Origin of the sequence: Nocardia stercoris (assembly GCF_003696265.1) — a bacterium.
GTDB classification, from domain to species: Bacteria; Actinomycetota; Actinomycetes; order Mycobacteriales; family Mycobacteriaceae; genus Nocardia; species Nocardia stercoris.
Window position 1 is genome coordinate 725,783 of record NZ_RFFH01000001.1, and the last position, 11,949, is coordinate 737,731.

The following is an 11,949-nucleotide window of genomic DNA, read 5'->3' on the forward strand; positions in this document are numbered from 1 at the left end:
GGAACTCCTCGGGATACGGCACAATAAGTGCTCATGTACGCACATAATGCTAGCGCGCACTGGGCGGAGTTGCCCGACCCGGAGTTGGTGGATACCGCCGCCACCGCGCTGCGCATGCTGTCGGACCCGACCCGGCTGCGACTGTTGTGGCTGCTCAGCGGCACCGAACTGGATGTGACGACACTGGCCGCGCGCGTCGAACTGGCCCGCCCGGCCGTCTCCCAGCACCTGGCCAAGCTCGAACTCGCCGGTCTCGTGTTGCGCCGACGCAACGGCCGTCGGATGCTCTACCGCACGCGCGGCGGTCACGTCCGCCGCATGCTCGTGGAAGCGCTCAACGCCGCCGAGCATCAGGTCCGGGGTCTACCCGAGCACGACTAGCGGGCTCGGTCGGCGCGCCGGACCACGAACCGCAGCCCGGACCAGACCTCGTCGAGGGCGGCAACCTTGTTGTCCACCAAGCCCGCCGCCAGGCCGAACTCCCGGACGAACCGCTCGGTGAGATCGGTGGCGATTCCGGCGGAGGCTTTCGGCCGGCCGATCCACAGGCCCCCGGATTCGGTCAGCACGGACCGCCAGCGATCGAAGGAACCGGTGAGTGTGGCCGTGTCCGGGCAGAACCCGACGACGACGTCGTAGGGGTCGCGGCCCGCCCGGCGGTGGACGGTCACCGCATCCGGTAAGGGGCCCAGATCGAATCCGGCGGGCGGATTCGCCAGCAGGACTCGCGACCCGTCGGTGATACCGAGTTTGCGGGCGAGTGGAGTGCCCGAGTAGCCGGCCATGCCGGCGAGGTTACCGCGAGTGACGCGCCAGCATCTGGCTCGCGGCCTGGGAGGTGGCACTGCCGTTCTGCTGCGCGGCCAGCAGGTCGCGGATCTCGGCCAGTAGTTCCAGTTCGGTGGGCTTGGCGGCCTCGGCCGGTCCGCCGAAGCGCTTGACCAGGCTATTCATCGGCAGGATCAGCACGAAGTACAGCACGGCCGCGACCATGACGAAATCGATGCCGGCGCTCACGATCGGGCCGAGGGCCACGAAGGTCGCGGGCTTCCCTGAGATCAGCTGGATTCCGAAGCCGTACTGGGAGTTGCCGCCCATGACCGCGAGCAGTGGCTCGACCACACCCTTGGTAACCGAGCTGACCACGGCGGTGAACGCGGCACCCATGACCACGGCGACCGACAGGTCGATCACGTTGCCGCGCATCAGGAATTTTTTGAAGCCCTGGAACATGGTCGAACTCACTTCTCCGGTCGGTCGGTCTGCTTGTGCGGCAGACAGTCTAGGGCCGGAGCAGTGACGCAGCAAATCGAGGGCTACCGCGATGTGGAACTCCGGTCGAACGTCTGGAGTTTAGACCGGTATTGCCGTGACCGCGCGGACGACGACGGGCCCGGTGTCCGAATTCCCCTCGCCACGAAGAGAATTCGGACACCGGGCCCGGTGTGGTGGCCGATTACTTGGGCTCGACCAGCTGGATGTCGAGCTCGACGACGATCTTGTCGCTGACGACGGCGTTCGGCAGGCCGGTGGCTACCTCGAAGTCGGAGCGCTTGATGGAACCCGTTGCGCTGAAACCGATGTGGTTGTCGCCGGTGGCGGGAGCGAGCTGCAGGCCGCCCCACTCGACCTCCAGGGTGATCGGCTTGGTGACGCCACCGATGGTGACATCGCCGGTCACCTCGAAGTCCTCCGAGATGCGCAGCGGCTCGTGCGCGGTGAAGGTGAGGGTGGGCTTGTTCTCGACGTCGAGGATGTCGGCGGCGCGGACGTGGTTGTCGCGGGCCTCGTTGCCGGTGTCGAGGGAGTCGAGGTGGACGGTGGCCGACACGGTCGCCAGGCCGTCCTCGCCGACCACGAAGCTGGTCTCGAAGCGGTTGAAACGGCCGCGGACCTTGGAGATGCCCAGGTGGCGGGTGGTGAACAGGACGGCGGAGTGGTAGGGGTCCAGCTCCCAGCTGCCGGTCTTCAGGGTGGTCTGCTCGGTTGAGGTCATGGCATCAGCTTAAGCGGACTGCGGTCCGCTTAGCTAGTCCGAATCGAGTGGCATACGTCTCACCCCTCGATTCGAGCCGCGTAACGATCCGCGCCTCGCGCCGACGATCCAGGTGGCGAAATACCGGGTGCCGAACGGTGATGTGTTGCGGCAGTCTGGATTCCGACGCCCGTCACGAACGGCGGGATCGCGACCGGCGGCACTGGGCCGCAGGGAGGGGGCACGGTGCGAACAGGCTGGCGGGCTGCGGGACCGGCGCTGACCGGGGTGATGACGCTGCTGATCGGTGCGGTGACCCTGACCGGGTGTACGTCCGCGGCCGGCGCGGGGGCCGACGACCGCGTGGCACCGGCCGCCACGGTGACCGCGCTCACCACCGGCTTCGCGCGCCTGCAGGCCGGCCTGGACGGCAGCGCCGGTCTCGCGATCGCGCCGGTCGGCGGCAGATCGGTACTGCGCCTGGGTGATTGGACCACGGGCGCCGCCTGGTCCACGATCAAGGTGCCGTTGGCGGTGGCGGCGTTGCGCAACCGGCCCGGCGAGGAACGCGACGACGCGGAAGCCGCGATCACGGTGTCGGACAACGACGCCGCCGAACGCCTGTGGCTCTCCCTGGGCGACGCCGGACAGGCCGCGAACGCGGTGCAGTCGGTGCTGCGCGAGGGCGGCGACGAGACGACCGTCGTGCAGCAGTATCCGTTCGGCGAAACCTCCTGGGCGCTCACCGATCAGGTGCGCTTCGCGGCCCACCTGCCCTGCCTACCGCAGGCGGGCCCCGTTGTGGGGTTGATGGATTCGATCGATCCCGGCCAGAGCTGGGGGCTCGGCGGACTACCTAGGGTGTCGTTCAAGGGCGGCTGGGGACCCGACGACCGCACCGGCGCCTATCTGGCACGCCAGTTCGGCCTGGTGCCGACCCTGACCGGCACGGTCGCGGTCGCCGTTGCGGCACAACCGAAGTCGGGCAGCTTCGACGACGCGGTCACCATGCTGAACCAGATGACCGCACTGCTCGAGAAGTACGTGTCCGACCTCTACGGCGGGCTGTGCCGGTCGTGACCGGGAGTGTGGGCCGGTCACGACCGGGGGAGTAGCTCAGGACAGCGGCCCGAGCACCCGGTCTACATAGGGATTCGCGAAGCGCCCGGCCGGGTCGAACCGGCGCCGGACCTCCTGGAACCGGTCCCACTCCGGGTATTTCGGCCGCAGGGTCTCGGCGGTCTGGAAATGCCGCTTGCCCCAGTGCGGGCGGCCGCCGAAGCTGTCGAACACCGCCTCGCAGGCCCGGAAATAGGGCTCGTACTCCATGCCCTGGTACTGGTGTACCGCCACGTAGCAGGTGTCGCGGCCGCCGGCGGGCGAGAGGAAGGCGTCATCGCCGGCGACCCACCGCACCTCCATCGGCATGGGGGTGTCGAACGTCCGCGAGATGCGGGCGATCTCGCGCACCGCCTCGACCGAATGTTCGCGCGGCAGCGCGTATTCCATCTCGGTGAAGCGGATCGTGCGCGGCGAGGCGAACACCCGGTACGAGCGGTCGACCACCCGGCGGTAGCTGCCGGCGCGGGCAGCGGTCCGGTGTACCCACGGGATCAGCGCGGGGTAGCGCCGGCCCGCGCGCGCCATCGCATCGAAGGCGGTGTTGGCCAGCAAGATGTCCTCGAGGTAGGTCATCGTGGCGCTGCGCGGCACCTCGGGCAGGTCGACCCGGTTGTTGCGCTTGGTCATCGCCATCGGGCTGTGCGGGAACAGGAAGAACTCGAAATGGTCGTTGCCGTCGACATATCCGTCGAGGTCGCCCAGGACCTCGTCGATGTGGACCGGACGCTCCACGGCCTCCAGGACGAACGAGGGCACCATCTGCAGGGTGACGGCCGTGATCACGCCCAGCGCGCCGACGCTGACCCGGGCGGCCCGCCAGGCGTCGGGGTCGTTCTCGGCGTTCACCTCGACGGTGGTGCCGTCGGCGCGCATCACCTCCACCGAGTGGACGGCCGCGGACAGGTTCGGCAGGGTGGCGCCGGTGCCGTGGGTGCCGGTGGCCTGAGCTCCGGCCACGCTCTGCACGTCGATGTCACCGAGGTTCGGGAAGGCCAGGCCGACCGCGTGGGTGCCGGCCGAGACCGCGGCCAGTGTGGCGCCGGCCTCGACCCGGACCAGGCCGGTGGCCGCGTCGGTGCTGACGATCCGCGACATGTTCTCGAGGCTGAGCAGGGTGCCGTCGGTGAGAACGGTGTCGGTGAACGAATGACCTGCTCCGACCACCCGCACGGTGGCATCGGTTTCGTCGGCCTTTTTCAGTAGGCCGGCGAGTTCGTCGAGTGAGCGTGGAGCGGCGATCGTGGTGGGAGCGCACCGTTGATCGCCCGCCCAGTTCACCCAAGAGTTGGTCATGTGACCAGATTCTAGGGCGTCGTCAGCGATTCGTCAGCACTTCGGATCCGATTGGTCAGCGCTTGCGGGCCGCGAAGCACGCCGCCTTGGCCGCGCGGACCTCGTCGTCGGTCAACGCCGGCACGGTCAGTGGCAGTCGCGGGCGGCCGTCGGCCCGGATGCTGTCCAGCAGCATCGGCACATAGCGGCGCCAGGCGTCGGGCCGGACGGACCGCACCAGGGTCCCCATCGCCTCGATCATGTTCACCAGGGCGAAGAAATCGGTGGCTGTCACGCCGTCGCGCAGCTCGCCGGCCTGCAGCGCGCGACCGATCAGCATTTCCATGGCCGGTCGGATCCGGTCCCGCATCGACTCGAAACGTTCGTTCGCGTCCGGCAATTCGAACAGCACCTCGCCGAAACCACGATTGGCCGCGGTGTGCTCGCACACCCACTCGAAGATCTCCACCACGCTCGCCCACGGATCGGGATTGCGGTAGGCCTGCTCGACCGCCTCCGCCATCGCGTTCACATTGCGCTCCAGCACTTCCGCGATCAGTTCGCGCTTGTTCGCGAACCGGCGGTAGACGGTACCGACGCCGACCTGCGCGGCCTCGGCCACATCGTCGAGGGTGACTTCCAATCCGCGTTCGGCGAACAGGCGGGCGCCCGCCTCCAGGATGCGCTGCTGGTTGCGGGCGGCGTCCGCACGCAAACGCCGAGGTGGGGCGACTGTGGGAGCGGTGTTCACCGCCACATGGTAGCAACGGAACGATTTAAGCGGAGGTGATCCCTCCGTTGAATTCCGCTCCGTGGGACACCTTCAACGGTCCTCCGGCGGGGTCAAGCCCACCGCCGCGCCGATCACCGCGAGCACCACCGTCACCGCCCCGCCCGCCGCCCGCAACAACCGCGCCCGCGGCACCGGATCGAATTCACCCAGATCGGAACCGTCGAGCTCGCAGCGGACAACCGGCAACCGCCGGTCACCGTCGAAATCGCGGTAGGGCTCGAGATCTGCCGCCATCGTCACTCCTGTCGGAAACCGGGCCCGCCGGACCCGGCGAACTGCGGGAGAAGCCTGCGGAGAAGCACGGAAGGTGACGCGTCGAAAGCGGAACAGGACATTACTAGCCACGATCGCGACCACCTACGATGACTCGGCAGTGATCGGCAAGCAGACGAACTTCGGAGTGGGTGAACGTGAACGGCAGACGGAAATCCGGGCGACCCGAACGAGGTCCGCTCACCGTCGCCGGCGTCGAACCGGCCGTGCTCGCGGCGGTCTCGGTCGGCGGCGCGATCGGGGCCCTGGGCCGATACGGGCTCAGCCTGCTGATCCGATCGACCTATCCGATACCGTGGGCGACCTTCGTCACGAACGTCTCCGGGTGCTTCGCGATCGGCGTGCTCATGGTGTTCGTCACCGAGGTCCGCTTCACCCGGTCCGGCGAGCCCGCGCTGCCGTCCCGGCTGACCCGGCCGTTCCTCGGCGTGGGTGTACTCGGTGGTTACACCACGTTTTCCACCTACGCCGTCGAGGTTCGTAGACTCCTGGAATCGGGTGCGGTGGCACGGGCCTTCCTCTATCTCGGGGGATCCGTGGTTACCGGGCTCACCGCGGTGGTACTCGGTATTGCCGCGGGACGACTGACAACCGGAACAGCACGACGATTGGGGGCACGAGATGAGCAGTGAGGCATCGAAGTCCGCCGAGACGACGGCACCGGTGGTGCAGATCGTCACCGAGGCCGACGCGTGGCAACCGGATCCGCGCTGGCGGCCCGCCGCCCGGCTCACGATCCTGCTGGGCGAGGACGACAACTTTCACCACCGCCCGCGCTATCACGAGATCGTCCGCCGCGCGCGCGAAGCCGGGCTCGCCGGCGCCAGCGTCTGGCGCGGCGTCGAAGGCTACGGCGCCACCTCGCGCATCCACACCACCCGGCTGCTCGACCTCGCCGAGAACCTGCCGGTCATGGTCATGATCATCGACGACTCCGAACGGCTGCGCGGATTCGTCACCGCCAACGCCGAACTGTTCGACACCGGCACCGTCGCGCTTTCCCCGGTCCAGGTCTGGGAAGCCGCCGGGGACCGCGGATGACGGCCGTACTGGTGATCGTGGGCGCGATGATCGGCGCACCGACCCGGTATCTGGTGGACCGCGGCGTCGCCGCCCGCTGGGACACCCTCTTCCCCTTCGGCACCTTCGTGGTGAACATCGCCGGCTCGGCGATCCTCGGCGCAGTGATCGGCGCCAGCGCCGGACACCTCACCTATGCGCTGCTCGGCACCGGATTCTGCGGTGCCCTCACGACTTTCAGCACCTTCGGTTACGAGACCGTGCGCTTGGCCGAGGCCCGTGCGTACCGCTACGCCCTGGCGAATATCGTGGTCGGGGTGAGCGCCGGTCTCGCCGCCGCGTACGCCGGTGCGGTTCTGGCACAGTGGATGTGGTCCTGATGCTGATGACCGGCCGGGATCGGGTGATACGAAGGGGAGGCCCGCCCATGGCCCACGATCGAGCCGGCCGACCGGCCCGGCCCAGCGATCTGGACGATATCGCGCAGCTGGTGACGGCCTACTTCAGCCGGATCCCCGATCCGGCCGATCCGGCGCAACTCGTGGCCTTCGGCACCTCCGGGCACCGGGGTTCCAGCCTCGACTGCCAGTTCAACGAGGCCCATATCCTGGCCATCACCCAGGCCATCATCGAATACCGGGCAACCCGCGGGATCACCGGTCCGGTCTACCTCGCGCGGGACACGCACGCGCTGTCCGAGCCCGCCTGGACCACCGCGCTCGAGGTGCTCGCGGCCAACAACGTGACCGCGATCATCGACGCCCGTGACCGCTACACGCCCACGCCGGCGCTGAGTCACGCTGTGCTGCGGCACAATCGGGGCGGGACCCGGCACCAGGCCGACGGCATCGTGGTCACCCCGTCGCACAATCCGCCGCGCGACGGCGGCTTCAAATACAACCCGCCGCACGGCGGCCCGGCCGACACCGTGGCCACCGAGGCCATCGCCGCCCGCGCCAACGAGCTGCTGCGCACCGGTCTGGCCGGGGTCGAGCGGACCACACTCGCCAACGCGCTCACCACGGTGCAGCGCTACGACTATCTCGACCACTACATCAGCGACCTGCCGAACGTGCTGAACCTCGACGCCATCCGCGGCGCCGGGATCCGGCTGGGCGCCGACCCCATGGGCGGCGCCAGCGTCGACTACTGGGAGGAGATCGGGCAGCGTTACGACCTCGAACTCGAAGTCGTCAACCCGTTCGTCGACCCCACCTGGCGGTTCATGACCCTCGACGGCGACGGCCGGATCCGGATGGACCCGTCCTCCCGGTACGCGATGGCGTCGCTGGTCAACATCCGCGACGACTACGACATCTCGATCGGCAACGACGCCGACGCCGACCGGCACGGCATCGTCACTCCCGATGCGGGGCTGATGAATCCGAACCACTTCCTGGCCGTGGCGATCGACTATCTGATCGCCAACCGGATGGGCTGGGACGCGCTCACCAAGATCGGCAAGACCGCGGTCACCTCCGGGATGGTGGACCGGGTGGTCGGGGTCCTGGGCCGCCAGGTCTACGAGGTGCCGGTCGGGTTCAAATGGTTCGTGCCCGGATTGTTCTCCGGCTCACTGGCTTTCGGTGGTGAGGAAAGCGCCGGCGCGTCCTTCCTGCGCATGGACGGCACCGTCTGGACCACCGACAAGGACGGCATCCTGCTGGCCCTGCTGGCCGCCGAGATCGCCGCAGTCACCGGCCAGAGCCCGTCGGCCCAGTACGCCGACCTGGAGAAGCGGTACGGCAGCCCCGCCTATGCCCGCATCGACGCGGCCGCCACCCCGGCGCAGAAGTCCCGCCTCGCCGCCCTGTCCCCGGACGACGTGACCGCCACCGAAGTGGCCGGCGAGCAGGTCGTCTCGATCCAGACCCGGGCCCTGGGCAACGGCGCCCCACTGGGCGGCGTCAAGGTCTGCACCGAGAACGCCTGGTTCGCCGCCCGTCCGTCGGGCACCGAGGACAAATACAAGATCTACGCCGAATCCTTCGCGGGGCCCGAGCATCTGGCCCAGGTGCAGGCGGCGGCGGAAGAGGTCGTCGGCCGGGCACTGCAGGGGTGAACGCGAACTTCGCTGCCACGGAGCGGTGAGCTGGTGTCAGTCGGAATGCCGATGCCGGTGGCTCGGTTGTCCTCGAGCGTGATCGAGCGGTGTACGTGGTGAGCAGGGGCAGGGCGGAACGGCTGCCAACCGAGATCTGGGTGATGGTCGGGGCCGGGTTTCTGATCGCGCTCGGATTCGGGCTCGTGGCACCCGTGCTGCCGCAGTACGCGCGCAGCTTCGGCGTGGGGGTGGCCGCGGCATCCGGAATCGTGAGTGCGTTCGCGCTGATGCGGTTGCTGTTCGCGCCGGTCAGCGGACGGTTGGTACAGCGGCTCGGTGAACCGCGGATCTATCTGAGCGGGGTACTGATCGTCGCGGTCTCCACCGGGGCTTGCGCTGTGGCACAGAGCTATTGGCAGCTGATCGTGCTGCGCGCGCTCGGCGGGGTGGGATCCACCATGTTCACGGTGTCCTCGCTCGGACTGGTGATTCGGCTGTCGCCGCCGGGACAACGCGGGCGGGTGTCCGGGTTGTGGTCGACCAGTTTTCTGATCGGGTCGCTCGGCGGACCGTTGATCGGTGGCGCACTGGCCGGGCTCGGGTTGCGGGCGCCGTTCGTGATCTACGCGATCGCCCTGGTCGCGGCCACGGCCGTCGTGTACTTCTCGCTGCGGAATTCACGCCTGAGCGACCGGCCGACCGTGCGCCCGGCCGCGGTGCTCGGCTTCGGGACCGCATTGCGCCGACCCGCCTACCGGGCGGTGCTGGTGTCGAACTTCGTGAACGGGGTGGCTGTCCTCGGTGTGCGGACCGCGCTGCTGCCGCTGGTGGTGGTGGAGACCCTGCATCGCTCGCGCGGGATGGCCGGGGTCGCGCTGACCGCCTTCGCCGCCGGCAATGCCGCTGTGCTGTTCCTGGCCGGACGCTGGTCGGATCGCTGGGGACGTAAGCCGTTCATGATCGCCGGCTGTCTGGTCTGCGCGGCCGGCACCGCCGGGGTGGGCATCGCGCCGGAGCTGTGGGCGCTGCTGGCCGCTTCGTTCGTCGGGGGAGTGGGATCGGGGCTGTTCACGCCGGCACAGCAGGCGACGGTCGCCGATGTGCTCGGCCCGGACGCCCGCGGCGGGCCGGTGCTGGCCGGATATCAGATGGCCGGGGACCTCGGGACCGTGCTGGGCCCGATCGTGATCGGCGCGCTGGTGCAGCGGGTGTCGTTCGAATTCGGGTTCGTGGTGACGGGTGTCCTCCTGGTGACCGCGGCGGTGTGGTGGGCTCTGGTACCGGAACCGACGGCGCGCATCACGACACCACACGATTCACCCGTCGACGCGGCAGCCCATCCGGTCGACGCCGGATCGGGCACCTGATCCAGTGCGCGATCGCCGGGTCCGGATGTGGCGCCGGGGGAGATTTTTGGCAGAGTGGCGGGCGTGAATTCCTCCGGAGCGAAATACACCCCGCGCCCGATGTCCAACCGAACCACCTATGCGCTCGGCGCGGTAGCGGTGGCGGTGGTAGTCGTGCTGGTGGCCTACTTCATGCACTCCTCCGGCGGCGGCGCCGCGGCCAAGGTCCGCGACGACGGCTACGGCGCAGCACACGACACCTCGGTGAGCGCGCTGCTCGATTCCGACGGCGCGATCGTGCTGGGCAAGTCGAATGTGAAGACCATCGACGTATTCGAGGACCCGATGTGCCCGTCGTGCGGTGCGCTGGAACACATCTACGGTCAGGAGATCGCGCATCGCATCGACGACGGGAAGCTCGCCGTGCGGTACCGCCTGGTGAACTTCCTGGACCCGCGGTCGAGCAGCAAGGACTACTCGACCCGCGCGATCGCCGCCAACGAATGCGTGGCCGGTGACGGTGACGGGCCGCTGTATTCGCGCTTCCACCAGGCCATGTTCACCACCGAACAGCCCACCGAAGGCGGCGGCAAAACCGACGAGCAGATCGCCGCGGTCGCGAAGTCGGCCGGCGCCTCCGCCGATGTGGTCACCTGCATCACGAAGAAGGAGCGGGTCGACACCGCCCGCGCTCACGCCGACGCCGCCCTGGCCGCATTGAAGAAGGCCGCCGGCGATGTCGCCACGCCGACCGTGTTGAACAACGGCAAAGAGGTCGACGTGAACGACTCCGACTGGGTGGTGAAGGCGGCGCAGTAGCCGCCCGGCGGGTCGAGCGAGCCGCGTGGCTGCGGGGTCGCCGGCCCGCCTTGTTCGACACCGCGGTCGGTCTCGCGCCGCCGCCGCTCACCGTGCGGATCGAGTTCACCGACCCGGCGCCGGCCGATCTCGCGCAGCCGGGCCGGGTCCACCCGGTCGGCGGCATCCAGCAGTGTGTGTTCGATATCGTCCACCAGCTCCCTGGGCAAATCTCGCGCGACCTCGGCGATGACGCGCGTCTGCGCGAGGTCGATCCGCCCCGACGTGAACGCCACCCGCGTGCGCGGCAACCCGTCGAGCGCGACACCCACCGCGATCAACAGTGCGGCCCACCGCACTTCGACCCGCACCGCGGCCGCCGCCTCCCGCGCCGCCCCCTCACCGCCGCCCGGACTGCCCACCCGCCGCCGGCGATACAACTCGCGCACCGCCAGCACCTCGGCCGCCTGCGCGTACGCCGCCGCCCCATGCGCCCGCCGGATCGCGCCGAGCACCTCGGAATCACTCATCGCCTGCAGCTCACCGGTATCGAACATGTGTTCGATGATAGCCCCCTGACCGGCCCCGCACCACCCCTGTCCAGGCGATTTGGTTTGTCAGCAACAGGTCGTGTAACTTTATCCAGGCCAGCGGGGAACACCCCAAAGGCAAACAAAAGAACATGGGGCTATGGCGCAGCTGGTAGCGCACCACACTGGCAGTGTGGGGGTCAGGGGTTCGAGTCCCCTTAGCTCCACCTATTAATGCAGGTCAGGCCCGATTTGATATCGGGCCTGACCTGTTTTTATTTCACCTGCCCCGCGTTTACCCCACGGTTTCGATTGAAACGAATCGGGCCCTGCCGCCGCATGGGCGAAGATGTGTCGCGGGATTCGTCCAGTTCTGGCGGGCGGCTATGATCGTGTTTCTGGTCGATACCGGTTCGCGCGCATGGTGCCCGCCGACGAATATTCCCTTCTAGATCAGTTGCCGGCGACCGGATCCCGCAGCAGGCGCCAGCGGGTCATCCCGGACCCGAACCCGAGTTCCTGGGGCAGGTCTTCCCGCCCGATACCGGTGACCAGCACGAACAGGATTCCTTGCAGCACCAGGCGGCTGTCCATCTGCGCGGGCCTGGGTGTTCCGGCCGGTTTCACCGGCAGTAGCGGTTCGACAACCGCCCACAACTCGTCGTCCACGATCCAGGGTGCTGCTGCGACGAAACATGCTGCACAACAACACAACTCAGCGCAAGCCGACCGAACCTGTCAGGAGCTCTTAGAGCTCCTACTTACCTGGCAACGGT

General features: G+C 68.5%; 14 protein-coding genes, 1 tRNA gene and 2 pseudogenes. 9 read left to right on the plus strand and 8 right to left on the minus strand.

What is annotated here, in order from left to right; all coding sequences use genetic code 11:
* Positions 1 to 33: 33 nt before the first annotated feature.
* The gene (locus EBN03_RS03135; RefSeq protein ID WP_122186268.1) at positions 34 to 381 is read left to right on the plus strand and encodes an ArsR/SmtB family transcription factor; all 348 of its coding nucleotides are present in this window, start codon (positions 34 to 36) and stop codon (positions 379 to 381) included.
* On the opposite strand, the gene EBN03_RS03140 is transcribed toward EBN03_RS03135, so the two are convergent.
* The 3 genes from EBN03_RS03140 to EBN03_RS03150 all read right to left on the minus strand — a co-directional run bounded on the left by EBN03_RS03140 (position 378) and on the right by EBN03_RS03150 (position 1,996).
* Positions 378 to 785: a DUF3052 domain-containing protein gene (locus EBN03_RS03140; protein ID WP_122186269.1), complete on the minus strand. Its 408-nt coding sequence runs from the start codon at positions 783 to 785 to the stop codon at positions 378 to 380. The genes EBN03_RS03135 and EBN03_RS03140 overlap by 4 nt on opposite strands.
* A gap of 10 nt (positions 786 to 795) precedes the next feature.
* Positions 796 to 1,245 (minus strand): large conductance mechanosensitive channel protein MscL, encoded by a 450-nt coding sequence (gene mscL / locus EBN03_RS03145; RefSeq protein ID WP_325052046.1) that lies wholly within the window; start codon positions 1,243 to 1,245, stop codon positions 796 to 798.
* A 211-nt stretch (positions 1,246 to 1,456) separates the two neighbouring features.
* Positions 1,457 to 1,996 carry a YceI family protein gene (locus EBN03_RS03150; protein WP_122186271.1) on the minus strand — a complete coding sequence of 180 codons (540 nt, stop codon included), beginning with the start codon at positions 1,994 to 1,996 and terminating at the stop codon, positions 1,457 to 1,459.
* Between the two features lie 225 nt (positions 1,997 to 2,221).
* On the opposite strand from EBN03_RS03150, the gene EBN03_RS03155 reads away from it, so the two are divergent.
* Positions 2,222 to 3,055 carry a serine hydrolase gene (locus tag EBN03_RS03155; RefSeq protein ID WP_147471442.1) on the plus strand — a complete coding sequence of 278 codons (834 nt, stop codon included), beginning with the start codon at positions 2,222 to 2,224 and terminating at the stop codon, positions 3,053 to 3,055.
* Between the two features lie 36 nt (positions 3,056 to 3,091).
* On the opposite strand, the gene EBN03_RS03160 is transcribed toward EBN03_RS03155, so the two are convergent.
* From EBN03_RS03160 to EBN03_RS03170, 3 genes are all read right to left on the minus strand, one after another.
* Positions 3,092 to 4,390, minus strand: coding sequence for a D-arabinono-1,4-lactone oxidase (locus EBN03_RS03160; RefSeq protein ID WP_122186273.1), 1,299 nt, complete (start codon positions 4,388 to 4,390; stop codon positions 3,092 to 3,094).
* Between the two features lie 55 nt (positions 4,391 to 4,445).
* On the minus strand, positions 4,446 to 5,120 hold the full coding sequence (locus EBN03_RS03165; protein WP_122186776.1) for a TetR/AcrR family transcriptional regulator: 675 nt from the start codon (positions 5,118 to 5,120) through the stop codon (positions 4,446 to 4,448).
* 72 nt (positions 5,121 to 5,192) lie between these two features.
* Positions 5,193 to 5,396 carry a hypothetical protein gene (locus tag EBN03_RS03170; protein WP_122186274.1) on the minus strand — a complete coding sequence of 68 codons (204 nt, stop codon included), beginning with the start codon at positions 5,394 to 5,396 and terminating at the stop codon, positions 5,193 to 5,195.
* 176 nt (positions 5,397 to 5,572) lie between these two features.
* Here EBN03_RS03170 and EBN03_RS03175 point away from each other — a divergent pair, with 176 nt between their 5' ends.
* The 6 genes from EBN03_RS03175 to EBN03_RS03200 all read left to right on the plus strand — a co-directional run bounded on the left by EBN03_RS03175 (position 5,573) and on the right by EBN03_RS03200 (position 10,664).
* Positions 5,573 to 6,067, plus strand: a complete 495-nt coding sequence (locus EBN03_RS03175; protein ID WP_122186777.1) for a fluoride efflux transporter FluC — start codon at positions 5,573 to 5,575, stop codon at positions 6,065 to 6,067.
* Positions 6,057 to 6,476 carry a DUF190 domain-containing protein gene (locus EBN03_RS03180; RefSeq protein ID WP_122186275.1) on the plus strand — a complete coding sequence of 140 codons (420 nt, stop codon included), beginning with the start codon at positions 6,057 to 6,059 and terminating at the stop codon, positions 6,474 to 6,476. Before EBN03_RS03175 ends, EBN03_RS03180 begins: the two co-directional genes overlap by 11 nt.
* Positions 6,473 to 6,835, plus strand: a complete 363-nt coding sequence (locus EBN03_RS03185) for a fluoride efflux transporter FluC (RefSeq protein ID WP_122186276.1) — start codon at positions 6,473 to 6,475, stop codon at positions 6,833 to 6,835. The genes EBN03_RS03180 and EBN03_RS03185 overlap by 4 nt, the downstream gene beginning before the upstream one ends.
* Positions 6,836 to 6,882: 47 nt before the next feature.
* Positions 6,883 to 8,517, plus strand: a complete 1,635-nt coding sequence (gene pgm / locus EBN03_RS03190; RefSeq protein WP_122186277.1) for a phosphoglucomutase (alpha-D-glucose-1,6-bisphosphate-dependent) — start codon at positions 6,883 to 6,885, stop codon at positions 8,515 to 8,517.
* Positions 8,518 to 8,660: 143 nt separating this feature from the next.
* Positions 8,661 to 9,866 (plus strand): MFS transporter, encoded by a 1,206-nt coding sequence (locus tag EBN03_RS03195; protein ID WP_122186778.1) that lies wholly within the window; start codon positions 8,661 to 8,663, stop codon positions 9,864 to 9,866.
* A gap of 63 nt (positions 9,867 to 9,929) precedes the next feature.
* A complete protein-coding gene (locus EBN03_RS03200) occupies positions 9,930 to 10,664 on the plus strand; it encodes a DsbA family protein (protein WP_233608083.1) in 735 nt (244 codons plus the stop codon).
* A gap of 65 nt (positions 10,665 to 10,729) precedes the next feature.
* Here EBN03_RS03200 and EBN03_RS34840 read toward each other — a convergent pair.
* Positions 10,730 to 11,200 (minus strand): annotated as a pseudogene (locus EBN03_RS34840) (DUF222 domain-containing protein); the annotation flags it as partial.
* Between the two features lie 127 nt (positions 11,201 to 11,327).
* Between EBN03_RS34840 and EBN03_RS03210 the strand changes: the two are divergent.
* Positions 11,328 to 11,400: transfer RNA gene (locus EBN03_RS03210), tRNA-Ala, on the plus strand.
* A 244-nt stretch (positions 11,401 to 11,644) separates the two neighbouring features.
* Here the strand turns inward: EBN03_RS03210 and EBN03_RS03215 are convergent.
* Positions 11,645 to 11,845: pseudogene (locus EBN03_RS03215) on the minus strand (transposase); the annotation flags it as partial.
* Between the last annotated feature and the right edge of the window lie 104 nt (positions 11,846 to 11,949).